29 protein-coding genes and 1 other RNA gene are annotated in these 26,325 nt (G+C 42.7%); 3 read left to right on the forward strand and 27 right to left on the reverse strand.

Annotated features, from left to right (window positions below):
- Window positions 1–92: 92 nt before the first annotated feature.
- A complete protein-coding gene (locus ACFVAD_RS09310) occupies window positions 93–287 on the reverse strand; it encodes a zinc-finger domain-containing protein (RefSeq protein WP_386638585.1) in 195 nt (64 codons plus the stop codon).
- A 14-nt stretch (window positions 288–301) separates the two neighbouring features.
- Window positions 302–955: a reverse transcriptase-like protein gene (locus ACFVAD_RS09315; protein WP_386638588.1), complete on the reverse strand. Its 654-nt coding sequence runs from the start codon at window positions 953–955 to the stop codon at window positions 302–304.
- A 164-nt stretch (window positions 956–1,119) separates the two neighbouring features.
- Between ACFVAD_RS09315 and ACFVAD_RS09320 the strand changes: the two genes are divergently transcribed.
- Window positions 1,120–1,512: a reverse transcriptase-like protein gene (locus ACFVAD_RS09320; protein ID WP_386638591.1), complete on the forward strand. Its 393-nt coding sequence runs from the start codon at window positions 1,120–1,122 to the stop codon at window positions 1,510–1,512.
- Window positions 1,513–1,532: 20 nt separating this feature from the next.
- Here ACFVAD_RS09320 and ACFVAD_RS09325 read toward each other — a convergent pair whose 3' ends face one another.
- The 3 genes from ACFVAD_RS09325 to ACFVAD_RS09335 form a co-directional block, all read right to left on the reverse strand.
- Window positions 1,533–1,730, reverse strand: a complete 198-nt coding sequence (locus tag ACFVAD_RS09325; RefSeq protein ID WP_386638594.1) for a hypothetical protein — start codon at window positions 1,728–1,730, stop codon at window positions 1,533–1,535.
- Window positions 1,731–2,338: 608 nt separating this feature from the next.
- Window positions 2,339–2,611, reverse strand: coding sequence for a DUF6123 family protein (locus tag ACFVAD_RS09330; protein ID WP_386638597.1), 273 nt, complete (start codon window positions 2,609–2,611; stop codon window positions 2,339–2,341).
- A 67-nt stretch (window positions 2,612–2,678) separates the two neighbouring features.
- The gene (locus ACFVAD_RS09335; RefSeq protein ID WP_386638600.1) at window positions 2,679–3,167 is read right to left on the reverse strand and encodes a divergent PAP2 family protein; all 489 of its coding nucleotides are present in this window, start codon (window positions 3,165–3,167) and stop codon (window positions 2,679–2,681) included.
- A 98-nt stretch (window positions 3,168–3,265) separates the two neighbouring features.
- On the opposite strand from ACFVAD_RS09335, the gene sspL reads away from it, so the two are divergent.
- On the forward strand, window positions 3,266–3,400 hold the full coding sequence (sspL, locus tag ACFVAD_RS09340; RefSeq protein WP_204414512.1) for a small, acid-soluble spore protein L: 135 nt from the start codon (window positions 3,266–3,268) through the stop codon (window positions 3,398–3,400).
- 74 nt (window positions 3,401–3,474) lie between these two features.
- On the opposite strand, the gene ACFVAD_RS09345 is transcribed toward sspL, so the two are convergent.
- From ACFVAD_RS09345 to ACFVAD_RS09395, 11 genes are all read right to left on the reverse strand, one after another.
- Entirely contained in the window at window positions 3,475–4,347 is an 873-nt protein-coding gene (locus ACFVAD_RS09345) for a 5'-3' exonuclease (RefSeq protein ID WP_386638603.1), read from the reverse strand.
- Window positions 4,348–4,528: 181 nt separating this feature from the next.
- A complete protein-coding gene (locus ACFVAD_RS09350) occupies window positions 4,529–4,663 on the reverse strand; it encodes a hypothetical protein (RefSeq protein WP_386638606.1) in 135 nt (44 codons plus the stop codon).
- Window positions 4,664–4,732: 69 nt separating this feature from the next.
- Window positions 4,733–5,575: a sulfurtransferase gene (locus ACFVAD_RS09355; protein ID WP_386638609.1), complete on the reverse strand. Its 843-nt coding sequence runs from the start codon at window positions 5,573–5,575 to the stop codon at window positions 4,733–4,735.
- Window positions 5,576–5,591: 16 nt separating this feature from the next.
- The gene (locus ACFVAD_RS09360) at window positions 5,592–5,846 is read right to left on the reverse strand and encodes a YpbS family protein (protein WP_386638612.1); all 255 of its coding nucleotides are present in this window, start codon (window positions 5,844–5,846) and stop codon (window positions 5,592–5,594) included.
- Window positions 5,833–6,045 carry a hypothetical protein gene (locus ACFVAD_RS09365; protein ID WP_386638615.1) on the reverse strand — a complete coding sequence of 71 codons (213 nt, stop codon included), beginning with the start codon at window positions 6,043–6,045 and terminating at the stop codon, window positions 5,833–5,835. The genes ACFVAD_RS09360 and ACFVAD_RS09365 overlap by 14 nt, the downstream gene beginning before the upstream one ends.
- Window positions 6,046–6,058: 13 nt before the next feature.
- Window positions 6,059–6,790, reverse strand: coding sequence for a nucleotidyltransferase domain-containing protein (locus ACFVAD_RS09370; RefSeq protein WP_386638618.1), 732 nt, complete (start codon window positions 6,788–6,790; stop codon window positions 6,059–6,061).
- Window position 6,791: 1 nt separating this feature from the next.
- Window positions 6,792–10,484 carry a dynamin family protein gene (locus ACFVAD_RS09375; RefSeq protein WP_386638621.1) on the reverse strand — a complete coding sequence of 1,231 codons (3,693 nt, stop codon included), beginning with the start codon at window positions 10,482–10,484 and terminating at the stop codon, window positions 6,792–6,794.
- A 398-nt stretch (window positions 10,485–10,882) separates the two neighbouring features.
- Window positions 10,883–11,434 carry an isoprenylcysteine carboxyl methyltransferase family protein gene (locus tag ACFVAD_RS09380; protein ID WP_386638624.1) on the reverse strand — a complete coding sequence of 184 codons (552 nt, stop codon included), beginning with the start codon at window positions 11,432–11,434 and terminating at the stop codon, window positions 10,883–10,885.
- 4 nt (window positions 11,435–11,438) lie between these two features.
- Window positions 11,439–12,518: a type III polyketide synthase gene (locus tag ACFVAD_RS09385; protein ID WP_386638627.1), complete on the reverse strand. Its 1,080-nt coding sequence runs from the start codon at window positions 12,516–12,518 to the stop codon at window positions 11,439–11,441.
- Window positions 12,511–12,750, reverse strand: a complete 240-nt coding sequence (locus ACFVAD_RS09390) for a hypothetical protein (RefSeq protein WP_386639117.1) — start codon at window positions 12,748–12,750, stop codon at window positions 12,511–12,513. Before ACFVAD_RS09390 ends, ACFVAD_RS09385 begins: the two co-directional genes overlap by 8 nt.
- Window positions 12,716–13,249 (reverse strand): GNAT family N-acetyltransferase, encoded by a 534-nt coding sequence (locus tag ACFVAD_RS09395; protein ID WP_386638630.1) that lies wholly within the window; start codon window positions 13,247–13,249, stop codon window positions 12,716–12,718. The genes ACFVAD_RS09390 and ACFVAD_RS09395 overlap by 35 nt, the downstream gene beginning before the upstream one ends.
- Window positions 13,250–13,414: 165 nt before the next feature.
- On the opposite strand from ACFVAD_RS09395, the gene ACFVAD_RS09400 reads away from it, so the two are divergent.
- Entirely contained in the window at window positions 13,415–13,873 is a 459-nt protein-coding gene (locus tag ACFVAD_RS09400) for a chemotaxis protein CheX (RefSeq protein ID WP_386638634.1), read from the forward strand.
- 307 nt (window positions 13,874–14,180) lie between these two features.
- Here ACFVAD_RS09400 and ACFVAD_RS09405 read toward each other — a convergent pair whose 3' ends face one another.
- The 11 genes from ACFVAD_RS09405 to ACFVAD_RS09455 form a co-directional block, all read right to left on the reverse strand.
- Window positions 14,181–15,695: a carboxypeptidase M32 gene (locus ACFVAD_RS09405; RefSeq protein WP_386638637.1), complete on the reverse strand. Its 1,515-nt coding sequence runs from the start codon at window positions 15,693–15,695 to the stop codon at window positions 14,181–14,183.
- A 147-nt stretch (window positions 15,696–15,842) separates the two neighbouring features.
- The gene (locus tag ACFVAD_RS09410) at window positions 15,843–17,783 is read right to left on the reverse strand and encodes an ATP-dependent DNA helicase (RefSeq protein WP_386638639.1); all 1,941 of its coding nucleotides are present in this window, start codon (window positions 17,781–17,783) and stop codon (window positions 15,843–15,845) included.
- 145 nt (window positions 17,784–17,928) lie between these two features.
- Window positions 17,929–18,120, reverse strand: coding sequence for a hypothetical protein (locus ACFVAD_RS09415; RefSeq protein WP_386638641.1), 192 nt, complete (start codon window positions 18,118–18,120; stop codon window positions 17,929–17,931).
- A 96-nt stretch (window positions 18,121–18,216) separates the two neighbouring features.
- The gene (locus tag ACFVAD_RS09420; RefSeq protein WP_386638643.1) at window positions 18,217–18,420 is read right to left on the reverse strand and encodes a hypothetical protein; all 204 of its coding nucleotides are present in this window, start codon (window positions 18,418–18,420) and stop codon (window positions 18,217–18,219) included.
- Window positions 18,421–18,474: 54 nt separating this feature from the next.
- The gene (locus ACFVAD_RS09425; protein ID WP_386638645.1) at window positions 18,475–19,620 is read right to left on the reverse strand and encodes a THUMP domain-containing class I SAM-dependent RNA methyltransferase; all 1,146 of its coding nucleotides are present in this window, start codon (window positions 19,618–19,620) and stop codon (window positions 18,475–18,477) included.
- 170 nt (window positions 19,621–19,790) lie between these two features.
- Window positions 19,791–20,180: RNase P RNA component class B (rnpB, locus tag ACFVAD_RS09430), an RNA gene on the reverse strand.
- A gap of 62 nt (window positions 20,181–20,242) precedes the next feature.
- Window positions 20,243–20,548, reverse strand: a complete 306-nt coding sequence (gene gpsB / locus ACFVAD_RS09435; RefSeq protein WP_386638647.1) for a cell division regulator GpsB — start codon at window positions 20,546–20,548, stop codon at window positions 20,243–20,245.
- A gap of 132 nt (window positions 20,549–20,680) precedes the next feature.
- Window positions 20,681–21,247 carry an SLOG family protein gene (locus ACFVAD_RS09440; RefSeq protein WP_386638650.1) on the reverse strand — a complete coding sequence of 189 codons (567 nt, stop codon included), beginning with the start codon at window positions 21,245–21,247 and terminating at the stop codon, window positions 20,681–20,683.
- A gap of 605 nt (window positions 21,248–21,852) precedes the next feature.
- Window positions 21,853–22,257 (reverse strand): CotD family spore coat protein, encoded by a 405-nt coding sequence (locus ACFVAD_RS09445; RefSeq protein WP_386638653.1) that lies wholly within the window; start codon window positions 22,255–22,257, stop codon window positions 21,853–21,855.
- A 340-nt stretch (window positions 22,258–22,597) separates the two neighbouring features.
- A complete protein-coding gene (locus ACFVAD_RS09450; protein WP_386638656.1) occupies window positions 22,598–23,854 on the reverse strand; it encodes a ribonuclease H-like domain-containing protein in 1,257 nt (418 codons plus the stop codon).
- A gap of 14 nt (window positions 23,855–23,868) precedes the next feature.
- The gene (locus ACFVAD_RS09455) at window positions 23,869–26,133 is read right to left on the reverse strand and encodes a DEAD/DEAH box helicase (protein ID WP_386638659.1); all 2,265 of its coding nucleotides are present in this window, start codon (window positions 26,131–26,133) and stop codon (window positions 23,869–23,871) included.
- Window positions 26,134–26,325: the final 192 nt, after the last annotated feature.

Raw genomic sequence — 26,325 nt, forward strand, 5'->3', positions numbered from 1 at the left:
GAGTTATCCTTATATTGGGATGACTCCTTTTTTCTTTACATACAAAAGCACATAATCAGCTATTGCTCAGCCAATCATGTGCCTATGGATTTCTATTCATTCCTGTGAACCAATTGATCTCCCAGGGTCTTAATTTCAGAACCTACTGTACATTCGTTTATGCAGAAGGACTGGGCATGGTTTTTTCCATAATCCTTTCGCAGGGCTTGCTTTACCAAGCATTCCGTACAATATTTGTCTAAAATCTCACCAACTTCCATCAATATCTTCTTTCGATTTATCAACATCGTCACTTCCTTAGCTACAATAACAGATTGCTTTCTATTGGTGTTCCTTCAAGTGCCTGACGAGCAAGTCTATCCGCTTCCTCGTTCTCTTTTCGCGTCACCGGTACATAGACCGGCCTTATTTTAAGGATCTTCAGCTTTTCTTCTATTTTATCCAGCCAGCGGTTGAAAAGTTCGTCATAGCAGGGCCATTCTCCTGATAACTGGTTCAGGACTACGAGTGAATCACCTTTGAACGTCACTTCCATCGCCTTCACGCCGAGGTTCTCAAGCTGTTGTACCAGATAATAAAAGGCTGCATATTCCGCTTCGTTGTTGGACTCCAGTTCCTCCAAGCGGGCATTGATCCGGTATCTATAGTCTTTTCTATTCTGATTATAATACACGACATTTCCGATTCCCGCCAGCCTTGTGTCCACATCATAGCCCCCATCGAAAAATGCGATAACATCCGAGATACCTTCCTCACTTTGTTTGATCCATTTCAGGAGCTCTTTTTTCGTCCATTCTTCCCCTTTTTGATCGTGGAAATATAACTGTTTCACTCTTCCAGTTTTTTCGATGTCCTCGGCTAGGCGCAGAGCAAGCCTGCTATCCATTTCCTCGCTTCGGAAAATGGTCTCTATATGTCTTGGTGTTTGGTAATGCCATTCCACCGTCACTTTCACGCGTCATGCCCCTCTCCAACTTTTATACAGGATTATACCCCTCTTGTACCCGGCGAATTAGGGCAATATTCCTAAAATTTTCTATCTTTCCTAACGGAACTAAGTTGTGTATTCTTATCTTATCACAGGAACGCCTAGAATATGTTTGTAAAGGGAGAGAGGACATGATTGAAGTTTACATAGATGGAGCAAGTGCTGGGGACCCGGGACCATCTGGGGCAGGTATATTCATTAAAGGGCATGGCGGGGCAGAGCAGTATTCCATACCACTTGGGAATATGTCCAACCATGAGGCGGAATTCCATGCACTTCTTCATGCATTGGAAATATGCCAAAAACAGAACTACAAAATTGTGTCTTTCAGAACAGATTCCCAGGCTGTGGAGGCTGCGGTGGAGAAGAGATTTGCCAAGAAGGAGCCATATCGCCAGCTTCTTGAACAGTCGTTGAAGCTTATGGATGAATTTGATTTATTTTTCATCAAATGGATACCAAGCAAACAGAACAAAGTGGCAGATGAACTGTCACGGAAAGCGATACTGAAGAATAGGGATTAAAAGTTGGTTTGAGTTGATGGTCAACGGTGTGATGACAGGTTTTTCACTTGTGATCCTGCATGGAAAAGCTCTTCATCGTTCTTATGAAGAGCATTTTCCCTCAGTTCCAGCATCAAAAAGCTCTTCATCGACGTTATGAAGAGCCTTTTTCCCTCAGTTCCAGCATTAAAAAGCTCTTCATCGACGTGATGATGAGCTTTTTCCCTCAGTTCCAGCATCAAAAAGCTCTTCATCGACGTTATGAAGAGCCTTTTACCTCAATTCCAGCATAAAAAGCTCTTCATCGACGTGATGATGAGCCTTTTCCCTCAGTTCCAGCATAAAAAGCTCTTCATCGACGTGATGATGAGCTTTTTCCCTCAGTTCCAGCATCAAAAAGCTCTTCATCGACGTGATGATGAGCCTTTTACCTCAGTTCGAGCATCAAAAAGCTCTTCATCGACGTGATGATGAGCTTTTTACCTCAGTTCCAGCATTAAAAAGCTCTTCATCGACGTGATGATGAGCTTTTTACCTCAGTTCCAGCATTAAAAAGCTCTTCATCGACGTGATGAAGAGCATTTTCCCTCAGTTCCAGCATCAAAAAGCTCTTCATCGACGTGATGATGAGCTTTTTCCCTCAGTTCCAGCATTAAAAAGCTCTTCATCGACGTGATGATGAGCCTTTTACCTCAGTTCCTGCATCAAAAAGCTCTTCATCGACGTGATGATGAGCTTTTTACCTCAGTTCCAGCATCAAAAAGCTCTTCATCGACGTTATGAAGAGCCTTTTACCTCAGTTCGAGCATCAAAAAGCTCTTCATCAGCAAGACGAAGAGCCAATAAGTCACATAATGTTCCTATCCTTAACCAATTGAAAAGCCGCATGCTTTGTTTCGATCTTTTCGGCTTTCAGCATTTCCAATAAAGATACGAAAAAGCTGCCATCAAACTGCTTTTGTGCCATAAGGGTGATCTCGATGGCCACATTGACTAAATAATCTGAACTTGCAGTATAGTGCTTTCCAAATTCTATGAATCCAAGTGAATCCTCGCGGAAGACAAATCCTTTTGCGGTAAGCTGCTCAATGTATTCTTCTGTACTTAATGTGCTTTTCAATAGAAATCCATCCTTATTCTAATCGATCATCTGTATTTATCTTACCGCAAAATTTGTCGGATGCCTATTAAAGTTTTTCCAGCCAATCGTATTTCTTTGTTTTAGGAAAAAATAATATTCCCAATACGCCTAGAAAGACCCCGAATAATGCGCCACCAATCACTTCTTCAGGCTGATGGCCCAATCGCTCCTTCAGACGCTTTTCAATTTTATCATGTACATTTTTCTCAGGCTTGCCTTCCAATTTATCCAGTTTTTCAGCCAAATCGTTGACAGCCAGTGTAATCTCCCCTGTTTGTCTCCGAACTCCTTGAGCATCATACATCACAATCAGTCCGAAGATGCTTGAAAGTGCAAAGTCCACCGTTCTGAATCCCCTTTTGATGGCAATAAATGTGGCAAGCGCAGATACACCTGCAGAATGGGAGCTTGGCATTCCTCCGGTTTCAAAAAAGGTCGACCATTCCCATCTACCGGTCCGCTTATATTTAATTGGTATTTTTATAAATTGGGCAAGCATAATTGCACCTAGCGCAATCTTCAAAGCTTTGTTCAACTCCATCACCTCTTCTTTAGTTTTCAATGGGAAGTGTACTTGTATGCAACATATTTATTGTGCAAAAAAGGAAAACTAGAAGCAATGGAGGTGAGAGCATGAGCAGAAACAAATCAGCCAACAAGGGAAAAGCAGCACCAGGGGTAAATCCACAAGGATATGGACAGGAATTTTCAGAGGAACCGAAGTCCAAACTTGAAAACAATGCAAAAAAGAGCAATACCAAGAGATAAGTGGCTATTCGCTGACATCTAGTTTTTTAAAATATAAAAGAAGATGACTCATCCGTGAATCATCTTCTTTGCATTTAACAAACTCTGCTGACAAACGTTTGAAGTCCATTGAACTCCAGCTCTTCGAATTTGGTCATGACCTTGGTACGGTCGATGGAAATAGTGGCCAAAGGAAGGTCACAGGAAATCGGCACATCACATTTGATAGTTGCAAGTTCCCTCGAAAGGTGCAGCAGCTCGAGGCTATCTTCAAACTTTTGACGTTGACTCTTAGTAAGGGAATGGATATTTTCCAATATCCCTTCCACTGTTTGGAACTCCATCAATAATTTGGATGCCGTCTTTTCTCCGATTCCTTTCACTCCAGGATAATTATCGCTAGAGTCTCCCATGATTGCTTTCAAATCAATCAATTGACTAGGAGTGAGCCCCTTTTTCTCATAGAAGCCATTTTCATCCAACACTTCGTAGTTGCCGTACCCCTTTTGGAGAAGTGCCACTTTCACGTTCTCTGTGATAAGCTGCAGCACGTCCTGGTCGCCAGTTAGAATGACGACTTCCGCCTCCTGGCTGTAACTTTTTGCCAATGTTCCTAGGCAATCGTCGGCTTCATAGCCAGCTAGTCCAATATTCGGGATATCAAAAGCTTCTACCACTTCTTTAACCAGATCGAATTGGGGAATCAGTTCTTGAGGTGGTGCCGGGCGATTTGCCTTATACTCATCAAACATTTCTGTACGGAAGGTCTTGCTTCCCATATCCCAGCAGCATACAACATGTGTCGGATTGAATGCTTCCATGGAAGAAATCATATGCTTGACAAACCCCTGCACCGCATTGGTGGGAATTCCATTGGAGGTATACATGAACCTGTTATACACACTGGTTGCAAAAAAGGAACGAAATAATAAGGCCATGCCATCTATTAGAAGTACTTTTTTATTCATCTGATCTTCTCCTCTCGTTTACGCGACTTTGATTATACCATATTTCTGTCTCTCTTTTAAGAGAGGAAGAATGGAATCTAATGTAAAAAAGCCTGATCTCAACGGTTTTTTCCGCTGTGATCAGGCTTTCTCCTATTAGAAATAGCGCTTGTGAGGCAAATGTGCTCCAAAAACCATTTGATTAATGATTCTTTTTATTGGTCATCTTGGCTGCTTCATATTCCGCATAAGAAGCAAACTCGGTATTCATTGTGCCCTTTTGTTTTGCGTTATTGTTGCGTTGTGCATTGGCATTTCCTTTTTTCGTACGACCCATCGTAAAACCCCCTATCACATATTGGTCTTTTATAGTTTGTGATGGGAGAGGCTTTTACATGAAAGGTAATTATTTTCTCGAATTATCGGAAATTGGGAAGTCTTCATAACTGATCCAATCGCTCCAGCTGCCGGGATACAGCTTTACATTGCTGAAGCCAGCTTCCTTTAGTGCCAACACATTCGGACATGCTGTCACACCAGATCCGCAATAGACAATCAACTCTTTTTCAGGATCCAATTCGGAGAAGCGACCTTTCAAATCGTTCAGATTCTTCCATTCATCGCCAATCAGATTGTCCCCCCAGAAAAAGTTGCGTGCACCGGGAATATGGCCCGCTTTATGGTCAATCGGTTCTTCGATTCCAAGATATCGCTTTTGCTCACGGGAGTCGATCAAATAGCGTTCCCCCTTTTCAATGCTTTGCAGGTTCGCAAATATTTCTTGGGCAGTCGCTACCATATCCTTCTGCAAATCGAGTTGGAAATCCCCTTTTTGAGTAACATCCGGTAAGGCATCAGTCACAGGATACCCCTTACGCTTCCAGTTGTCATAGCCGCCATTAAGAAGGTAAGTCCTACTGTGTCCCATGTAGGTCAGAAGCCACCAGAGACGGGAAGCCATGGCACCATTCTGGGCATCATAAAGCAGAATCGTATTCGTGTTTGTCGCGCCCACCTCTTCCAATTTTTCCTGAAGCTTTTCCAATGGAGGTAATGGATGCCTTCCTCCGTGCTGCTCTTTTGGCCCGGAAAGATCTAGATCCAGGTCAAAATGGTGGGCACCGGGTATATGGTCGTTTCCATACTCCTGTCTTCCTTTTAACGGGTCCTGTAAATAAAATCGGCAATCGATGATAAGAAGATCATCTATGTTATCTTTTGCCCATCCGGGTTCCACAATATAGTTCATCTAATCGCCTCCGCTTTTAGCTGCGAGAAACAAATTCCTCCACCATTTCCTTTGTGACAAGCATTCTTTGGGGTGCTATTCCTTTACGTGCCAGTTCATTGATCTGCTTGGTAACCATATTGATTTTTTCGGTTGTAAAAGGCTTCTTCTGCTTGCAGAGCACAATCGCTTCTTCTATGTAATTCTCTCTTTGCTGTTCCAGCTTCAAAAACGTTGAAACGATCTGATTCTGCTTTCTTGAATGCTCACTAATTTGTTTATGTACGCTCATTGATGTGATCCTCCACTCTAATTCCTTGTTTTTTCATTAATTGTAGTACTTTATCCTTCGGCTGCCAACAATTAAATGCAAAATGAGGCTTTGTTTCAAAGCCCAGTCGGCTGCAACGGTAGACATTGCGGTCGGGCAGTTTGATTACTTGATAGTGCTTACAGGTGGCACAGGCATGAAATCGGTTTGTCTTCGTCACTATTATTGCCCCCTCAAATGCCGAGTTTGCGGAAAAATAATTCCTGTATTCCATTTATATCCGGTTTGGTATGGGGCAATCTGGACTCCTGGCGTTGAGTCTGCTCAATACATGCTGTTATTTTTTCAAGCAATCCGTTAAAGCTTTGATCTGTAGCCTCATTCTTTAGGTCTAGGACATGTTTTAGATCCTGATCGGAAAAATGGATGCTGTGAGCGATCAATTCCGGCAGCAGGATGGTCGCTGCAGCACCATCCTTAGTCAAGTTTTCTGCCATTAGTGCCGCTCTTAGTCCCTGATACAATGAGGAGGGGGCACCCTTTTCCTCAAAAGCTCGTAAATTCCGCTTCGACATATTTGTATAATGAGCCACAAGCGTCTTTTTCGAAAATTCCTTTTGTGCTAGGATGCGAAGCTTATCTGTCAGTTCCTCGTCCTGCCGGTAGACTATGGGAGAATGTGTCCATTCATAAAGTGATGGATTCGATTTAAGTGCCAGCCTTAATGCTTTTTGAATATCCCACCCCTGTATATCCCATTCCCCCTGTTTATGGCTGATTGTATCATCCATAGGAATGATGCTGAGATAACGCCGGAGTGGAGCAATATAGATGAACCTGATATCATAGTCGCTTTTCTCGTTTTCCACCCCGTAGGACCTGCTTCCAGCTTCGCATGCATATAAAATTCTAACCTCATGATCTTCTTCCAGCTTGCTCAAAATAGCGAGAATCGATTCCCTCATACTAGATCTCCTTACGGTTCAGCTCGGAAATTTTATGATAGACCTCCTCGAGTGCAACGGTATTAATCTCTTCACTTAATGCACTTTGCATACCGCGGTAGAAATCCTCCAACTGCTGATCGAGATCCGCTTTGACCCGGGCAAAGCTGTTTTCAAGTTCTGCCTGGTAATGGCGGTCGAGTTCCTTTTCATTCTCTTTTGTAAAATGATCCATCAGAGGTGCCGTTTGCTCTTCCAGGTAATCGCTTAATTTCTGTTTTTCATTTTTTTCAAAAAAGGCTTTGGAGTTTCGGAAATATCCGATTGCCTGTTTTTCAACCTTGGCAGAAAAAGCAGGGAAATGATTTTCCACTTTTACATCCCTCAGCTTATCTAACTCAAATGATGAGAAGGATAGCTGCTTTTCTGTTTTTTTGGCATGGCCTTCCACTTCATTTTGCCAGGTCTCCAATGCTTTCTTGATGTAATTTTCTATTCTCACAGTGGTAGCTCGTACCTCCTGGGAAAGATTGTGGGAAATATCTCCATGAAATTCTCGCAACGATTGGGAGAGCTGTTCCTTCATATTTCTTCCATCTTCTTTTAATACGGACGGATTGAAGGCTTCCCTGAAAAAGTCGTTAAAGCGCAAGAAGGTGCGGTGTTTCACATAATATAGCAATTCACTGATTTCTTTTGTCAGTAGTGTTTGGAAACTGTCGATGGAATAATCGGCGATCCATTTCTGGATATGGCTTTTATTTCGAAGATAGACCGCCCTTTTTTCTGCTTTCTCTTCTTTCCCCAGCTTCGCTTCATTCAGATAGTTTTCCAAGAGTGCGACTGCCCGGTTTATTTCCAATCTGGCGGAACGGATACTCATGAGGATAAGGTCAGTTTGGATAAATCCTTTAAAGGATTCCTCAAATTCCCCCATCATGGAGCTTTCCATGAAGGCATGAGTAAAAGGCTTCCCTTCTTTTTCTTTTAATGCAAGAAGACTTGATACAGGAAACAGCCTTGGATTCCTGATTCCATAGGTCAGCAGCTGCTCTTCTACATAGTCAGATACCAAAGTGAGCTCCTCACGGCTTTGGGCGAGGTCTGCTGCATTGACAAGGAAAAACATCTTATCCATCGAAAATGCATCTTTTACCCGGCCAAGCTGGATAAGGAATTCACGGTCCGCTTTGGAAAATGCATGCTGATAGTAGGTGACAAACAGGATGGCATCTGCATTTTTTATATATTCAAAAGCCACATCTGTATGTCTCGCATTGATTGAATCGGCACCAGGTGTATCGACAAGTGTCAGGCCTGCTCTCGTTAAGGCACAGTCGTAATGAACCTCGATCCATTCCACAAAGCACGATTTTTCCTCATCAGCTACATACGATGGGAAATCATCCAAAGAAACGGTAAGCCTAGAGTCCAGTTGAGGCCCCATCTGTGCCCAACCGGATACAAAAGCCTTCAGGAAGTGGAAATGCGGCTTTTTGCTTGCGTCCAATTCAAGATGCACATTTTTCTGAATGATTGTTGAAATGCTTTCTTTCGCTTCCTCCAGGGTTGTTATGTGCGTTTTAAAAACGTTCAGTGCCTGTTGGACATCCTGTAATATCTGTTCCCTTGATTTCATCTGCACCGAAACTGTTCCATGAGGAAAGTCTTTCGTTACCGGTGAAATTTTGTTGATGGATGCCGTAGTCGGGTTAGGTGAAACCGGTAAGATATATTCTCCCAGCAACGCATTGGCAAAAGACGACTTACCTGCACTGAATGCACCAAAAAGCGCAACTGTAAAGGACTGGTTCTCCAATTTCTTCTGTTTGTTTTTAAGATCTTGTACAACTGATTGGAAGCCTTCCAGATTGTGAAGGTAACTTGCAGACTGTTCCAGTACTTTTGCAGTTTCCTTAGGGTCCTCTACCTCTTGAAGCGTTTGATTGATGTGGACCTGTTTTTCATGAATTGGCTTTTCTTTATGAAACTGGGCTTTTTCCAAATCGGAACCCTTAACACGTTTATATGTCCTGTTTATATAGCGATCCACCAACGATTCACCCTGATTGTTAGCATTCGCGATATGCTGGCCCTGATAAAGGATGGACTGGAATCTGTCCATCTTTTCCTCAATAAGGCGATTTATCGAAAGTATTTCGTCGTTGGCATGGTTTAGGGATTCGAGATCATTTATTTCCAGAAGCAAGTTTTCATTCTGTTCTCTATAGAGCGCATCAAGTTGTTCAAAGATTTTCTCCATAAACGACAATGCCTGTTTTCGATAGCTGCTCTTTATGGATTGTGCCAGTTCCTTAGTATAATGGAGCACTGCGTCCCCTGTTATACCCGCCCCCTGCTTTACATGGGATGCAACAAGCTGACTGTCAATATGAACGGTTATGTTTTGAACTTCTTCAAAAAGATCCGCTTTATATGAATCATTATCTTTAAGGAAATTTAATACAAGCTCGTGAACGAATTTCTCAATCTGGGTTTTGACACGCTTCTCCAGGTCAGAAACGAATGAATCAAGACGGGTCTGCTGCTCCTCCATAGTCTTCTTACTGCTGAACAACAGTCCAACCTTGAACCCTTTTTGCATGGATTCCAGATATCGTCCTGCAAGCTCCCTCATTTCAAAAGGGGTGATATTCGCATTCTCCAACAATTGATTGTTTTGTTGAATAAATTCCTCTTTTACTTTTTTTCTTTGGGCTTCCATAGCGGCCCATTCTGTTCTTTTGACATCAAGGCGTTCCTTTACTTCCTCTGTAGACAGGTTGCTCTCCTGAATCCGCTGGTTGAGATTATCGAGTGTTTCTTCGTTCTCTTGAAAGAGCCAATTTCTATGTTCCTCCAAAATATGATGGATTGCGTTTTCCACGGTTATTGGTAAAATGTCCATTTTGTCTTCACGCAATAGCTGGATCGTTTCCTTCACAATGGTTACATCATTTAACGGATGTTCAGGAATTTTTAAACTGGTGAAATAAAGGCTGACAGGTTCGATACCCCAGTCCACGAAGGAATCCTGGATTCTTTTTTGGTAGGTCTCAAAAGAAATTTCCTCTTCCCTGTGCTTGTCAATCTGATTCACCACAAGGTAAATTCTTTTTTCCTGATCCTGCAGCTCTTTGATGAATTTCAAGTTCACTTCGGACTGAACGTGATTGTAGTCCATTACATAGAAAATAACGTCTGCGAGATGCAAGGCCGACTCTGTGGATACACGGTGGGCGTCATCAGTCGAATCCACACCAGGTGTGTCCAGGACAATCAAGTCCTCCGGCAGATTAGTAAAAGGGTATTGGTAGGCTACAGATTCTACATGATCTCCGTCCTTGCAATATGCCTTGACGTTTTCAAAGGAAACCGGTGGCAGGATTTCCAATGATTCTCCTTCAAAGAAATATACACGTGCCTTTTCCGTCCCCTTTTGTATTTTCACGACATTGGCTGAGGTCGGTATCGGACTCGCCGGCAAAAGGGATTCCTGCAGGATTTCATTGATGAATGTGGATTTTCCTGCTGAGAAATGTCCACAGAATGCAATGGTCAGATTTTCGTCCATGATCTTTCTGGACAGCTCTGCAACCTTTCTTGCGCTTTGTTTGTCACCGGATGTATGTAGTTGTTCAAGAATATGATTTGTTTTTGCCAACAGCTCTGAATAGGAGGCTGTTTTTCGTTCAATCGGTTTATTTATTCCCATATATAAGTCCCCTTGGATGTCATTTAATGCCTGATTATTCTATTTTACTTGAATTCGCTGTGTTTTCCTATATTCTTTGAGAAAATGAGCAATCGTTTTATTTCATAAGTATGACAGTCGGCAAGCTGACGTACATGTACATACAAAAAAACAAGACCCAATGCTCTTTATTTCCGCATTGGGTCTTGTTATGTATGTTTATTATTTGGCATGTTTCGGCTCACATGTATGATTGATGACAATTTTCATTAAAATGGAATAGGCAACGATTGTTGTTCCTACAAATAGTAGTGTCATGCTTCCACCATCCCTTAAGTTGATATTGGTTGATACTGATAATTGTTATCACCATCATATCAGGTAATCGCCCAATTGACAATGACTATCATTCCTAATATTTATATTTTCGGAGTAAATCTGCTTTTCTCTTGAGCATAGTTTGAATAGTCGCTTGTTGTTTTATTCAGGGCTTTTTCTTCCAAGGGAATACGGACTGATAGCATCCAGGCATTGAGGATGGTGAAGATGAAGGCAGTGATGTAGGCTTGAAACAGCAACGGGATGACGATGATCTCCATGGAAACAACCAAATAATTGGGATGCCTGAAAAACCTGTAAGGTCCTTTTTTCACCACATCTGCATTTGGCAAAATGATTATTTTGGTGTTCCAGAACTGACCCAGAGAAGTGATGGCCCACACTCTCATTATCTGTGCCACAATAAACAAGGAGAAGAGGACTGGCCATAAAGGACTTATTTCCTGTGACAGAATGAGAACCTCTAAAAGAAAGCTAAGTAAAAAAGCGACATGCAAGCTCACCATATACCTATAATGCTCCTGGCCGAATTCCACTCCCCCCTTCTTCTTCATCAACCTTTCATTTCTCTTGGCAATCCCCAGTTCCACCAATCGCTGGCAGACTACGAACAAATAAAAAAGGAAGAACATCTTTTCACTCCCATTTCAGCAATAGCAGTTCCGAGCTGAAGCCTGGTCCAAGTGCACCAGCTATACCTGACTGCCCTTTTTCTGCTTCATTTTCCATAATCTCTTTTAATACGTATAGTACGGTCGCGGATGACATATTACCATATTCCTTCAGAACCCTTAAGGAGGTTTCCAGTTTTCCTTCAGGGATTCTTAAGGATTCCTTATAGGCTTCCAACACTTTTTTTCCTCCTGGATGAAAGACAAAGTGATCGATTTCTTCGATGGGTATACTTTGCTGATCAAGGAAGCGTTTGACATTCGGAGCAAGCCAACTCTCGATAATACTTGGGATATCACGCGAGAATACGACGTATAGGCCATCATTTTTGATTTCCCAGCCCATCACGTCCTCAGAATCCTTCATGAGCGTGGATTGACTTCCAAGTATAGTTGGATAGGAGTGATTATCATCTACAGCAACTCCATCCCCAGCTACCAGAACACAAGCAATTCCATCAGCAAATAAAGAGGTACCGATAAGATTGCTTTTTGAGAGGTCATTCTTCTGAAATGTGAGACTGCAAAGCTCCACACTTAGTACCAATACCTTCGCATCAGGAAACGCCAAGCAATACTCATAGGCTCTCGATAATCCTGCAGCGCCACCGGCACATCCCAAGCCCCAGATCGGAATTCTCTTCGTATAAGGGGAAAACGGAAGCTTATTCATAATTCGAGCCTCAATACTTGGTGTGGACATGCCTGTTGTGGAAATGTAGAAAATAGCCTCTATTTCTTCATAGGGAACCGTGCTTTTGAGGGTAACATTGTTGGATAGACATGCTTGAATGGCATTCACACCATAAGCAACCGCCTCTTCCATATAAATATTGTTTCTTTCCTCAAAGGTATGCGAGGTGCGGAACCATTCCACATCTCTTGCAAAATGCCTTTTCTCAATCTGCCCGTTCTGGAAAACCGTCAGCAGCCGATTGATATCCTTGAATGATCCTTCAAAAAGCTCTTTGGCAAATTCCACAGCCGTATCCTGTGAAATCGGATATTTGGGTATGGCGGTTCCGACTGAAAGTATTTTAGGCATAATGTGACACACCTCTTGAATTTGGTATTTTTACTATTTCCAAATCGTATAATAATATGCAGAAAATGGTATTTAGAGGAATAAAAAAAGCTTTCCCCGAAAAAGGGGAAAGCTCAATTGTTTTAAAGGAGTAGTTGTGTTGTGCATTTTTATTATAACGAAAAATAGGATGGATAGCATTGTTAATTATTTGCAATCTACTTTTTATAGAATTTGGCCATCCAAAGCTCATCTACATATTCTCCATTGATAAAGGCCTGTTCCTTTTGATTGCCTTCTTCATGGAAACCATATTTCTTGTACAATTGGTATGCCACTTCATTGGAAGAAAACACGGTCAGCGACAGCTTTCTAATATGCTGCTCACACCACATATCTGTATAATCCATGATTTTTTTCCCAATACCCAGCCCTTGTGCTTCCCTTGCAAGCCAAGTACGGAAGATTCCTGTATGCTTCTTCATTTGGAGTTCGCCCTTGATCACTCGGGCGATGCCTACCACCCGGCCATTCCATTCCGCACCAAGATACATATTTCCTTTCTGCTGCATTTCCCGTATAAAGGTTTTCTCCTCTTCGACGGAGCGCGGTGCCTCTTTCTGAATAAACTCACCGGCAGCAATAATGCTCTCCACTGCTTTTACAATATCCTCTGCATCTTCCTCTTTCACAGGCCTAAGCTTCACAGTGGAACCGTCCTTGGCTGTGAACTCTAACAATAAATCGAACATACGAACCTCCACTATTCATTCTTGAGTAACTCATGTTAATACATCCAATCTTATTGTTCAACAAATGAGGGTTTCTAATCAAAATGTTGAAATTTGTTGAAAAATCTCATAAATAATATGATATGATAAAAAAGTACTAGATACTTCAGTTTCAGGAGGTGCTATATGTCCCCCGCAGAGAGCTTAACTCAAGTTTTCAACAGGACTATCGATTCGGTCAAATCGGTCATTCCTATCGACTTCACGTTTGAACAGCCAAGTCTACATACAGAAAATCTTACAAACGTGGCTTTAGGTGTCCTGATCGTTTTAACTGGAGACATCAGAGGTCAACTTATCATCCAAGGTGAACGTACAGTATTCCAGCATATTGGCGCCATGATGTTCGGCATGGAATTGGAAGGGGAAATGCTTCAATCCTTTACAGGCGAGCTTGGAAACATGATCGCCGGCACCCTATCCTCGAATATTGCTCAAAGTGGTCTTAATATGGATATTACCCCTCCCAATGTTTTGATTGAACAGCAAACTGAATTTCATCTGCACCACCGTCTGCATTCTCCCCTTTACTTAAAGGACAACGGTGAAATGCAAATAATTGTAGAATTAGAAAATGCATCTTAATTTATTCATACCTGTTGAAGTCCTAATATAGGGCTTCTTTTTTATTCAAGGATAGGAAGTGAATTCATTCTTGAAGGCTTTATTAAATAAAAGTGTTGTTTTTGTAATTACTAGCTGTTGATTGGAGCAATAGGCGAAGACTCCTGCGGGAGGTAGCGGTAGGCTGGAGACCCCGCAAGGCGAAGCCTGAGGAGGTTCCAGCACCGCCCCTTGGGTCGCTGCGCCTAGTGCGGAAATCAACAGCGGTGTTTATAAGGGCAAAAAAAGAAGCCCCATTACAGAGGCCTCTAATCAATTGTCAATTATACTACAGCTGATAAATCCCTTTGTACTTCTCTTCCAGGTATTCAATCAGATAGTCTACGTTCAGTTCTTCACCTGTTACCTCTTTCAGAATCTCCAGAGGTTTTTTCATCTTTCCATGCTGATGAACTTTTTCAGTAAGCCAGCCTTTTATGGAATCAAGCTCCCCTTTTTCAAGCAATTCATCGAAGTTCGGAAGGTCCTTTAACATCGCCTGCTTGAATTGGGCTGCATACATGTATCCTAACGCATATGACGGGAAGTAGCCGAAGCTTCCACCTGACCAGTGAACATCCTGCAATACTCCTTTGGCATCGTTTGGTGGGGTAATGCCCAGATAGCTTTCATACTTCTCATTCCAGGCCTTCGGAAGGTCCTTCACTTCAAGCTCGTCATTGAATAATGCTTTCTCCAGTTCATAGCGAATCATAATATGTAGGGCGTAAGTAAGCTCATCCGCTTCAATCCTGATCAGGGAAGGCTTTGCTTCATTGATGGCCAGATAGAAATCCTCCATGCTCAAAGAGTCAAAAGCACCGTCTGCATAACGTTGAAGCGTTTCATAATGTCGTTTCCAGAATGATTCGTTACGGCCTACAAAGTTTTCATAAAACAAGGATTGCGACTCATGGATTCCCATCGATGTTCCAGTGCAAAGCCCCGTTCCTACTAAATCCGTTGAGATGTTCTGTTCATACAACGCATGGCCACACTCATGGATAGTACCGAAAACAGCTGTCCTGAAGTCATGTTCATCGTACTTTGTCGTCACACGCACATCACCAGGATTAAGTCCGATCGCAAATGGATGAACTGTTTCATCCAATCTTCCTGCGTCAAAATCATATTTAAGTTCCTTTAAAACCTCGAGACTGAACCTTTGCTGATTTTCTTTGGAAAATGGAACAAGCAAATCAGATGATCTTGGTTGCACCTTGGAATTCCGAATAGCCTTTACAAGTGGGACAATGCGGGATTTGAGCCTTCCAAAAACTTCATCCAAAATAGTTACCGTCACACCTGGTTCATACAAATCCAACAGGGTGTTATACTTATTATCTTCATAGCCCCAATACTCGATGAATTTTTTATTGTAATCCACCAACTTCTCCAGGTAAGGCTGGAGCGTCGCAAAATCGGAATTTGCTTTCGCCTCTTCCCATACGGTTTCCGCCTTGGTGCTTAGCACTACATATTCCTGATATTCTTTGGCAGGGATCTTTTTATTTTGGTCATAGTTCTTTTTCGTTTCGAGTAAGGATGCCTTGGTTACATCGTTTAATGTCTTAAACACATCTTCCTGCAGAAGCTGCGCCAGGTAGGCAGCCATCTCCTCTGAAGTTGACATGTTGAATACCTCAGCAGATAATACCCCGATTACATCAGAACGGCGGTCCACCCCTTTTTTCGGCGCACCTGTGCGTAAATCCCAGAAAATAAGGGAAAGTGCTTCTTTATAGCTTTCCATCTTCGTCATATATTCCAAATATTGCTTTTCCAAATCTTTTGTCTCTATCATGCTTCTATCCCCCAACATATCCTAGACTAAGTTTAAGAATACACAATTTTCTTACTAGTTGGCAACACATTTCTGGCTATTCTGGTTTTCTGAGTTAAACAGAAAAATGCTCCAAGCTTATAGTGCTTGGAGCATCTCAGGGTCATATTAGCCTTGCAATGTTGTAACAGGCACAGTAGGAAGAACCGTTTCTATCTTGCCCCTTACCTGCTTTGGTAAATTTGTTGGCAGGAAGATGGTTATTTCCCCTTGGTCCTCAGATGAACGAATCAGCCTTCCAATTCCCTGTCTTAGGCGAAGAAGCATATAGGGTACGTCCAACTGCATGAACGGATCCTCGAGTCCTTTGCGCTTTGCAGCAAAAACGGGATCATTCGGAGGAAATGGCAGGGACCAGATCACTACATTGGATAGGGATGGACCTGGAATATCGAGCCCTTCCCATAGGTGATAGGCACACAGTACCGATTTTTCATCGTTTTGGAATTCGGAAACAAGTACACTTATTTCCTGTTCCCCTTCATAAAGGAAGCGGTAAGTTGAATTCTGCGCATTTCTATCCTTGAATTGCTGCAGCTCACGCTTGGTTGAAAACAACACGAGCGCACTGCCTTCTGTACGGTTTATCGCTTCCATCGTCGCGTGATATTTCTTGCCGAATCCGGCTTCGTCGTTGTCCAGTTCTGCCAATCTCAGTCTCATTTTTTCATCATAGTCAAATGGTGAATTAATAGAGAACGATAGATAGTCACTGATACCGAGAGAGTTTGCAAGATAATCAAAGGAATTGTTATCCGATAGTGTTGCGGAAGAGAATACAAACGGTATTTTTTTCGAGAATACATTCTCCCTCAATACTTCCTCCACAGTTTTAGGCATAACAACCAATGTCAAATCATTTTTCGCCTGCTCGGCCCATGCAATCACATCTTCCTGTGATAGAAGCAATTTCAAAAGGAACTCGATGGAATCCAGATACTCCTCCACAATATGAAGCTGGTAATGGTCCACTGTATGAAGTTCCCCTTCAAACACCAGTTGGTTTCCGATTTCCTCCACTTTTGCCAGCAGGTTTTTTGCATTTTTCACTAAAGCTTGATCCATTTTGATATCTTTTCTATCTGAACCATCAACGGAGCTTAGGTTCTCCTCTAGCGTTTCAAAGAAAAGGTCATTGGCTTCAAGTGCATCCTCCACCAGCAGGACGAACTCTTCCCTGAGGTCGTTTCCTAAAAGTCTTGTAAACAACTCTTCTACCATATGTTTTTTGATTTTATAGGTCAGCGCTTTTTGGGCAGCGTATTCCAATAGATGCCCTTCATCAAAGACGACTGTGGATGCTTCCGGCAATAATGGGAGTTGTCCTTCCCGCTTCCTTTTATCCACCGTCCATACGTGTTCCATGTAAAAGTCATGGGAGCAGATAATCAGGTCAGTCGATTTGCGATAGTGGTCCCTGGATAAGGTTTGTCCACATCGATGGCGCTTTTCACAGCTGAAACAATCCTGAAAGCTATCCCAGCCGATGAGACCCCACTCGTCATCATTCAGTTTGGAATAGTCCTTTCTGTCTCCATAAGGATGAAAAGATTGCATCGGGGCTGTTTTGTTTACGAATTTCGGCAAAGAATCAAACACTTCATCAATATTATCAATGTCATACGTATTTAAAGCATGGTCCAATTTATTTAAACAAAGATACTGGTCTGGAGATTTTGCCAATCTTACGTCAAATGTTACATCCAGGATGTTGGAAAGCTTGGCAATATCGCCTTCCTTTTTTACCAGCTGTTCGATTAGGGATTCGTCTGCACAGGTGATAATGGCAGGCTTGCCCATATATCTTGCATAACAGATTGCATATAATAAATACACCATCGTCTTCCCTGTTCCTACACCTGCTTCAGAAAAAATGACCTTCTTTTCCTTGTATGCCCGTTCTAGTTGAAATGCCATAAAGATTTGCTCATCACGAAGTTCAAACCCTGCATCAGGCAGAATGTCATAAAATACATCCCCGATCCATTCGTTCAAACGATCAAAAAAAGAATCACCCTTGTTCATTGTAAAAGGCAGACGATTGTTCATATATGTACCTCCGTGAAAAAATTTGCATCTTTGAAAAGTTTCCGTCACAAAAAAGTTTGCATCTGAACATTATTGAAAAAATAGCGGGTTTTGTCAAGCTTTTTACCCAAAATAAAAAGTTCCCCTTCCTTTAAAGGGAAACTTTTCAGCCTTTCATTATATGAATCATGCTCTCATCCACATAGGACGCGTGCAGCATGGCTTTCATATATTCCTCTCGTGCAGCCCTCATACGCTCCACGCATTCACCTTCGAGCAGGTTCTCATTGACCAGACTTTGATAGCTGCTGTCGAGGGCTTTTGAAATTTTCATAAAATCATTTACATGCAAAGGCATAGAATTCCCTCCATCTTTATTACTGATAGAAGTATTCTATGCCCGGTTTCAATTTAATATACGTTGTCTCAACAGATTATTGTACAAGCCGTAGGTTCACTGCTCTTCACTGGTGGAATCTTCTGTTGAGTCTTTTTTCTTTTTCTCTTCTTCAGCTTCGTACTTGATTTCCTCCAAAGGCAGTTCGTCAATCGGCATCACCAGCTGGTCGCGCCTTTTCTGCTTTTTTTCGTTTTCCTTGAAGGCTTTTTCCTTTTCATTTCTTTCCAAAAGCTCTTTCTCTTTTCTTGTGTTTGTCACCGAAATCACTCCTTTGTAACCATTTCCCCCAGAGCTCGGATGATAAACAATTCCTTAGATGTTTCTAGGCGGACGCTTGCCCCAATACTGGTAATAGTCCGTTTTGATGAATCCGTTAAACAGCTTTCTTTTTTTCGTAGCCTTTCTCCCGAAAAAGCTCTCAAAGCCTTCATGGGATGTAAGAATATAAATGGACCATGTATCCAATTCTTTTAAGGCTTTTCCCATACCACGGTACATCTTCTCCACCTCAGGGCGTTCCCCTAGCCGCTCACCGTAAGGAGGATTTCCGACAATGACTCCGTACTCTTTTTTCGTTGTGAAATCACTAACCTGCATCTGTTTGAATGAGATCAGTTCCCCAAGACCCGCTTCAAAAGCATTTTCCTTTGCTATGGAAATCATGCGGTGGTCAATATCATATCCGGAAATGTCCAGAGGCTGATCGTAGTTTGCTTTCTCTTCCACTTCTTGACGTGCTCTTTCCCATAATGCATCGCCAATCCAGTGCCAGTCCTCGGAGACGAAATCCCGGTTGAAGCCCGGAGCGATATTCTGACCTATCAGGGCGGCTTCAATGGCAATAGTACCGGAGCCACAGAAAGGATCGGCAAATGGCTTATCAGGAGTCCAGTTGGTTAACATCACCAAGGCTGCAGCCAACGTTTCTTTTAATGGCGCTTCCCCCTGGTCCGCGCGATAGCCACGTTTATGCAGCCCAATTCCCGATGCATCGATGGTGAGTTGGACGTTATCCTTCAGAATTGCCACTTCAATTTTATAGACAGCGCCTTTTTCATCCAGCCAGTCGGATTGAATGTTATAATGCTGCTTGATTTTGTTCACTACTGCCTTTTTGACGATTGCCTGACAATCCGGCACACTGGAAAGCTGTGACTTCACTGATTTCCCGATAACAGGAAATTCCGCATCCTCTGGTAGGTAATCTCCCCATGGCAATGCTTTTGTTTGTTCAAAAAGCTGGTCAAATGTAGTCGCTTTAAACTCCCCAACCACCACTTTGATGCGGTCTGCAGTTCTAAGCCACAGGTTTGCACGGCAGATGGCAAGTGCATCCCCGTAGAAAATGACCTTTCCATTATCTACTGTGCAATCGTAACCGAGATCCTTCACTTCTTTTGCCACCAGCGATTCCAGTCCCATTGCAGCAGTTGCAATTAATTTGAATTTGTTTTTCATTTTGTCACCCTAACCTTTTTTAAGCGAATATGTATGTAATCTATTGTAGCCAATATTCTATCAGAAAAGCCTCTATTAAAGACCCTTTTCTTAATACAAAAGCTCTCCTGGGATCAGGAGAGCTTATTCTTAAATCTACATCGTTATCATGTGACATCCAATCAATAGCGATCTGTAAGCCATGTTCTGTTCCATTGTACTGCAAACGGATTGCTCCTTGTACTCAGGTGGTAACCATCTGTCTACAGATAATATAAGATTATCCGTCCTTCTCATTCGTTCGGATTCCATAGAGAAGGTGCCCCTACCATTGTTTGGGTTTCTCGCTCGAGGGGTTTACCGCGTTCCACTCCTGCAATTTCTTGCCGGACTACGTCACTGTGGCACTTTCAAGGTATTCACACCATATCTCTCGACTTAGGTGCTTTCCCTGCCGTTAGCCCAGTATATACCAGACTACCCTAGCTTATTTTTTCGCTAGGCACGAACACTACAGGCATCACAGCCTGTGCGAGCATGGACTTTCCTCTACAGATAAACTGTAGCGGTTACCCAATCACTATTGATGTCAGCAAGATATAGTATAGTAAATCTGAATGATTAATGCAACTGTAAATTACTGTTATTCGTATAACTTGCTGCCAAATACATGCTTCTCCAAGTTGGAAAGTCTGCGTAGGATATCAAAGTTGGTGGAGCCGGTATTACTTGTGCTCTGCTGCGGCTTTTTGCCAGCTTCCTCCACCTGGCGTTTCAATCTTGCATTTTCTTGCATCAATTGGTCATATTCGTGATAGAATGTTTCATAGTCCTTGATCACCACGTCCAAAAACTTATCAACATCCTCAGCCTTATAGCCTCTCATGCCTGCTTTAAATTCTTTTTCCAAAATTTCTTTTGCTGTCAATTTGATTTTATCAGATAGCATAAGTTCCTCACCTCAATGCTAGTGCCACTTTTATCTTATTATTTTTTCAAAAAAAGGGGCACTTGTCAATTTCTCTTTAATAGTATTTGGGTAATTTTTATAAATATGATTTAGGTAAATTTTTGTAGTCAGTTACCAATCATGTTGTCCATTAAATTGTTCTTCCTCTACCACCAATTGAAGCTCATAGTCATCAATCATGAATATCGGATAAGATTGCCCTGCCGCTTTCCTTTTGGCCATTTCAATCATATATTGAGGATTACCCGGCCTCTCTTCATCATAAACCACCAATAATCCATCCGACTTATCGATAAGAAACTGGTTTTTCACGCGAAGCTGAAGAGGCGTTTCGTACTTTTTTTTGGTAATCGAATCAATATGATCGGCTTGAGACATAATCAGCTCATAATACTCTTTATTGGATTCACTCCAATTTTCTTCCTGTAAAAGAAATGGAGTAAATACTGCAAGCTTCAGGTCGGGATAGGTTGTTTGAAGCTCATAGACCACTTCCGCTCCCCATAGCTCCACTCCCAACTGACCACTGATGACAATCCATTCTAACTCATGCCCCTCTTCGAGTAAAGAGACAATCCGTTTTTGGATGGCCTTTTTTATATAGTGTACAGCTGGATCATTCTTTTTAAACACTTGGAGTTCATGAGATTTATAACCTGTCAGGACGAGTACTTTCATAGACACCTCATAAGTTAATAATAGATATGTACGCACAAAAGCGCAAGAACTAAGATCATTTCAAAAATTTTTAAAAAGTTCTTTTCGTAAATATTTTTAATGCGAGCAAGGGTCTACCTGGAATTCAGGGTGCCCTCGTTTAACACCCTGTTGATTTCCGTTCCAGGTGTTCGCTTTCCGCGGGGCGGCGCTTGAGCCTCCTCGGCTAGCCTGCGGGGTCTCAAGTCTACCGCTATCTCCCGCAGGAGTCTCACACCTTGCACTCCAATCAACAGGGGCGGCATGTAACGCATAACGACAACACTATTTTTAGTCTCTCATGGTGTTCTCCTTTTACATCAGAGTCTCTGTAAAAGAATAATTTTGATTTATGTACCTAGCTTAGCTGGTGATTGGAGCAATAGGCGAAGACTCCTGCGGGAGGTAGCGATTAGTGGAGACCCCACAGGCGAAGCCGAGGAGGCTCCACAATCGCCCCGCGGAAAGCGCAGCCTAGTGCGGAAATCAACAGCGGTGTATAATGTGCCCAAAAGAAAAAGAACTGGCTTCTCACCAGTTCCTTTATATAATCAGAGTAACGTATTTTTTTGACTTGTCAATAAAGCTTATCTGCCGTAAGGTTTGCATTGCCCAGGCATTCCGCCGCCGTAACCCATTCCAGGGCCACCAGGCATTCCGCCGCCATAGCCCATACCAGGACCTTGAGAAGCTCCCAATACTTGACCTCCAGGCATTCCGCCAGGACCTTGGAAAGCTCCCATTACTTGACCAGGTGCTCCTTGACCCATGCCAGGCGCTCCAGGACCACAGTTGAAGTTTTGGTGTGAAACTGAGTCAACCATTGATTCAGTGTGTGGGAAATAGTGCTTATGCTGGAACATTTGGTTGTTAACATATGTTGTGTGAGAAGGGTGAATGTGAGTAACCTCTGTTACGGATTGTAAGTTCTTTACACAACATTTAGTAGGATGAACGATTGGTCCCATCATGTTTGGTCTGCAGTTGTACATACTTATGATCTCCTTTCATTTTTTGTTTTTCTCTTTACATTAACAAACTATGAAAGAAGGGTGATACATGTACTAATACAAACACCTATTTTACGGAGATATACTCGTTTGCCTATGAAAATTATAGCAAAATCGTGTAGATATCTTCTTTAAGATTCGAAAATACAAAAAGTGTCAGACCGATAACAACAAAAAACAAACACAAAATTAATCTTGACAACGCTCTCTCTCCCATGCTTTTCCTTTGTTAAATAGTAAATCACAATATTTAATTTTACATGGTAAATGTTACGCTGACAATACAAATCAAAAGATTATTTGACAAAATTCGAAAATTATTTCAGGCTTCCATTTTCTTTTTCAGCCTTTCTATTCTTCTCGTATATTTAACGCTGTTTTTAATTTCCCCCCTGCGTCCGGAAAGCTGTTTTCCCTTCCAGAAACCAAAGGCTTGTTCTGCGTAGAAAAGTGCGGAAACATAGTCTTTTTCCTTATGTTCAAGAAGCATGGAAAGCTCGATGGCTGCCTCTTCCTTTTTCGGATTTTCCTCATGGCTGTATGACTGCAGGAACAACTCTATTGCTTCACAATATTTTTCTTCCCTTTTCTTTATTAGACCCAATTTATAGGATGCCCCCCAGGATTGTTCGACAATATTTTCATACATGCTTGCAGCCACCTGTTTTTGCCCGAGCGAATCAAACCATCTCCCAACTTCAAATTCTTCTTTTTCATTGCGGGTTTCTGAATCCGTCTGCAACAGCTTTGATAGATGAATATACAGGGTGATAAGGGTTAGGACGTCCCATTCATTATGCTTCAGCACGCCCTTGATCCCTTCCATTTCATGCGTTTTGACAAAGTCGAAATAGATCATCGGCGCCAAAAACCCCGGGATATCATTTTCTCTTTTTATGCCTAGTATCTCTCTTTCCACGTTTGCCAAACGAACCGACTCCATTGTATCCTTCCATAGCCTTCTGCTTGCATGCAAAAGGTCGAAATGGCCGAAAAGAGGGAGCTTGGGGACGTGTTCCCGAACAAGCGTGTGCCTTGTTTTGACTTGAGGCCAATCAAAAGCCTTCCCGTTATAAGTGACAAGCGTTGTATAATCTACCTCCTGAAGGAAGCTCTGATAGAGAGCGACCTCATTGCCTGGTGAGGGAAGCAGATGCTGTCTTACCACCACTTTATCCTCAAGAACCCTCGCATATCCAAGAAGGAATATCGTGGTCCCTGCACCACCGCTTAGCCCTGTCGTTTCTGTATCAAAGAAGAACAGATCCTTGCACAGATGGCCCTTTGCGGATAAGGGGTGTGCTGCAGTCTCTTTCTGCCAATTTTCCATTACAGGGAGGATTTCACCGAGGCTATAGCGGCCATGCCTGTAATCGAGTGGATACTCCACTTCACGGATCATGCAATACTCCTCGTGAAAATGGAAGGGGATCGCACCATAGGCCTCCCATTCCCTCTCATTCGGAACAGATTGGTCCTTTGATGCAGGAGGAATATTTTCTTTCCTTTCTGTTTCCACCACTTGCTTCTCAGGCTGTAGATGCTTTTTCATTCTATTTAATTTGTTTTTGAAAGACATGTTTCACTCACCCTTTATACAAGCTGCTGTAACAGCTGTAACGATAGTTCTTTGGTGTCATCGAAGGCATAATCTGCGCCAATACATGATGGACAGCCATTCTTGCACGGGCAGTTTCCGATCAGTTCACTTGCTCTATCAAAAAGCTCTCCCACTTTTTCATAGGCTTTCTCACTCAATCCCACTCCACCAGGATAACGGTCATAGAAATAGATGACCGGCTTTTCATCAAATGTGGATTTAACCTGCGGTACGACTTGAAGGTCCTCGGGTTCGCACATGAGCAGAAGCGGTGCGACAGCTTTGAGGGCGTGTGAAAGCCCAATCAGGCTCTTTTCGAGTTCATCTGCACCAAGTGCATCCGTTATATTCTCCTCCAGGGTGATCCATGTGGCATTGGTATGGAGCTCTTCTTCAGGAAGATGGATCGGTCCGGAACCAATATTCTCATGTGTTTCGAATTTAATCTTTTTGAAAATGGTCGCCATCGCTTTAACGGATACATCTCCAAAGGAAACCGCTCCTGCAGGGTAGTTCCTCTGTTTGTCGACCTCGAGAACATCAAGGGAAACAGCGAGGTTTGCATCTGTAAAATAGTCTACATTCACTTCTCTGACAAAAGCCTTCTTTTCTTCCCAATCCAGTTTTTCCACCTGATATTGGATACCTTGATGCAGATAGATGGCTTCATCATGCAATAGTGTCATCGCACTGAAGCGGTCCATCTCCCCGATTACTTTGTTCGCAGGCTCCACCGTCTGATCAATGATGATGACATTTTCCTGGGAGGCGGAGCGCAGGCTGATGTTATGAGCGGGAAAGGCATCGTTCATCCAATGCCATTTCCCCCCATTCTCATGAAGCACCCGCTCTTCGGTCAAGTAGTCCAAAATATCCTCCAGCTCCACCCCATCAAAGGTATCCCCTTTTTTGAATGGAAGTTCGTATGCCGCGCATTTGATGTGATCGACCAGTATGACAAGATTATTTGGATTGATTCTGGCGGACTCGGGACTGCTTTTCAGGAAAAATTCCGGATGCTGAATGACGTACTGATCAAGGGGACTGGAGCTTGCCACCATCACGATGACTGCCTCCCCTTGCCTTCTCCCTGCTCGTCCAGCCTGCTGCCAGGCACTCGCAATGGTCCCGGGATAACCCGTCATGATACAAACCTGAAGCTGACCGATATCCACGCCGAGTTCAAGCGCATTAGTACTTACAACTCCATATATTTCCCCGTTTCTCAGACCTTTTTCTATCTCACGCCTTTGTGTTGGCAAGTACCCCCCGCGATAGCCCTGGATCGACTTTTTGCCTAACTGGTTTTTCACAAGATCCTGCAGATAGGTCAAGAGGATTTCCACTCTCACTCTGCTCTTGGCAAAAACAATCGTCTGGATCTTCTCCTGAAGAAATTCGCTTGCAAGCTTCCTTACTTCGAGCGTGGCACTCCGGCGAATATTCAGAGGTTTGTTGACGATCGGCGGATTATAAAAAACGATATGCTTCTTACTAGATGGCGCCCCATTATTACTGATCAGCTCAAAATGCTCCCCTGTCAGCTCCTCTGCAAGCTCCTTTGGGTTGGCAATTGTTGCGGAAGTACAGATGAAGGTCGGATTGCTCCCGTAGAACCTGCAAATCCGCTTTAATCTGCGAATGACATTGGCTACATGGCTACCAAACACCCCTCGGTACGTATGAAGCTCGTCAATGACGATGTATTCCAGGTTCTCAAATAAGGACACCCATTTCGTATGATGCGGGAGGATGGCTGAATGAAGCATATCAGGATTCGTGATTACCACATGGCCAGCTTTTCGCACCTTCTGCCGGATAGCCGGAGCCGTATCCCCATCATAGGTATAACTGTTGATAGGAACACCCATTTGCGTAATGATTTCATTAAGCTCACTCTTCTGGTCCTGTGCCAGAGCTTTTGTTGGAAAAAGATAAAGTGCCCTGCTTTCCTTATTGGCGATGATTTTCTGAAGAACAGGCAGATTGTAGCAGAGCGTCTTCCCGGAAGCGGTAGGTGTAACAGCAACAAAATGCTTATTATGTATAGCCGCTTCAAATGCTGCTGCTTGATGGGTATAGAGACTTGTTATCCCTCTGCTAGTTAATGCATTGCGAAGCCTGTCATCAATATTTTCCGGAAAAGTTACAGATTGCGCTTCCTTTGGCGGAACTGTTTCCCAATGAACGATATTTTGAGCGATCGATTCCTCAGTTTTCATCCAATCTATCACTTCATGAATTGTTTTTCTCCACATGTTTCCTTCACCTCTTTATCTACCTTCTATTCTAGCGAATAGGCGTTCGCTTCGTAAAGGGGGGAGAATTGGTTAATATATGAAATCAGGCATATATATCACTTACCAAAATATTCCCTTCTACTATATAATGAATAAATACTTAGAATTTTGGATGGAGGGATTGGTTTACATATTTTTTGGGGTATAGGC

The sequence above is a fragment of the Sutcliffiella sp. NPDC057660 genome (assembly GCF_042800035.1).
In the GTDB taxonomy this organism is placed as follows: Bacteria; Bacillota; Bacilli; order Bacillales; family Bacillaceae_I; genus Sutcliffiella_A.

Excerpts from the sequence above, each read along its gene's own strand:
- ACFVAD_RS09415 (WP_386638641.1), bottom strand. The coding sequence starts at position 18,120 with ATGCCTTTGCATGTAAATGATTTTATGAAAATTTCAAAAGCCCTCGAC.
- ACFVAD_RS09325 (WP_386638594.1), bottom strand. The coding sequence starts at position 1,730 with ATGCTGGAACTGAGGGAAAAAGCTCATCATCACGTCGATGAAGAGCTT.
- ACFVAD_RS09360 (WP_386638612.1), bottom strand. The coding sequence starts at position 5,846 with ATGAGCGTACATAAACAAATTAGTGAGCATTCAAGAAAGCAGAATCAG.
- ACFVAD_RS09380 (WP_386638624.1), bottom strand. The coding sequence starts at position 11,434 with ATGTTCTTCCTTTTTTATTTGTTCGTAGTCTGCCAGCGATTGGTGGAA.
- ACFVAD_RS09355 (WP_386638609.1), bottom strand. The coding sequence starts at position 5,575 with ATGAACTATATTGTGGAACCCGGATGGGCAAAAGATAACATAGATGAT.
- ACFVAD_RS09455 (WP_386638659.1), bottom strand. The coding sequence starts at position 26,133 with ATGTGGAGAAAAACAATTCATGAAGTGATAGATTGGATGAAAACTGAG.
- ACFVAD_RS09400 (WP_386638634.1), top strand. The coding sequence starts at position 13,415 with ATGTCCCCCGCAGAGAGCTTAACTCAAGTTTTCAACAGGACTATCGAT.
- ACFVAD_RS09350 (WP_386638606.1), bottom strand. The coding sequence starts at position 4,663 with ATGGGTCGTACGAAAAAAGGAAATGCCAATGCACAACGCAACAATAAC.
- ACFVAD_RS09405 (WP_386638637.1), bottom strand. The coding sequence starts at position 15,695 with ATGATAGAGACAAAAGATTTGGAAAAGCAATATTTGGAATATATGACG.
- ACFVAD_RS09440 (WP_386638650.1), bottom strand. The coding sequence starts at position 21,247 with ATGAAAGTACTCGTCCTGACAGGTTATAAATCTCATGAACTCCAAGTG.
- ACFVAD_RS09370 (WP_386638618.1), bottom strand. The coding sequence starts at position 6,790 with ATGAGGGAATCGATTCTCGCTATTTTGAGCAAGCTGGAAGAAGATCAT.
- ACFVAD_RS09385 (WP_386638627.1), bottom strand. The coding sequence starts at position 12,518 with ATGCCTAAAATACTTTCAGTCGGAACCGCCATACCCAAATATCCGATT.
- ACFVAD_RS09390 (WP_386639117.1), bottom strand. The coding sequence starts at position 12,750 with ATGAGCTTTGGATGGCCAAATTCTATAAAAAGTAGATTGCAAATAATT.
- sspL (WP_204414512.1), top strand. The coding sequence starts at position 3,266 with ATGAGCAGAAACAAATCAGCCAACAAGGGAAAAGCAGCACCAGGGGTA.
- ACFVAD_RS09395 (WP_386638630.1), bottom strand. The coding sequence starts at position 13,249 with ATGTTCGATTTATTGTTAGAGTTCACAGCCAAGGACGGTTCCACTGTG.
- ACFVAD_RS09410 (WP_386638639.1), bottom strand. The coding sequence starts at position 17,783 with ATGAACAATCGTCTGCCTTTTACAATGAACAAGGGTGATTCTTTTTTT.
- ACFVAD_RS09375 (WP_386638621.1), bottom strand. The coding sequence starts at position 10,484 with ATGGGAATAAATAAACCGATTGAACGAAAAACAGCCTCCTATTCAGAG.
- ACFVAD_RS09345 (WP_386638603.1), bottom strand. The coding sequence starts at position 4,347 with ATGAATAAAAAAGTACTTCTAATAGATGGCATGGCCTTATTATTTCGT.
- ACFVAD_RS09445 (WP_386638653.1), bottom strand. The coding sequence starts at position 22,257 with ATGTACAACTGCAGACCAAACATGATGGGACCAATCGTTCATCCTACT.
- ACFVAD_RS09320 (WP_386638591.1), top strand. The coding sequence starts at position 1,120 with ATGATTGAAGTTTACATAGATGGAGCAAGTGCTGGGGACCCGGGACCA.
- ACFVAD_RS09310 (WP_386638585.1), bottom strand. The coding sequence starts at position 287 with ATGTTGATAAATCGAAAGAAGATATTGATGGAAGTTGGTGAGATTTTA.
- gpsB (WP_386638647.1), bottom strand. The coding sequence starts at position 20,548 with ATGCTATCTGATAAAATCAAATTGACAGCAAAAGAAATTTTGGAAAAA.
- ACFVAD_RS09450 (WP_386638656.1), bottom strand. The coding sequence starts at position 23,854 with ATGTCTTTCAAAAACAAATTAAATAGAATGAAAAAGCATCTACAGCCT.
- ACFVAD_RS09425 (WP_386638645.1), bottom strand. The coding sequence starts at position 19,620 with ATGAAAAACAAATTCAAATTAATTGCAACTGCTGCAATGGGACTGGAA.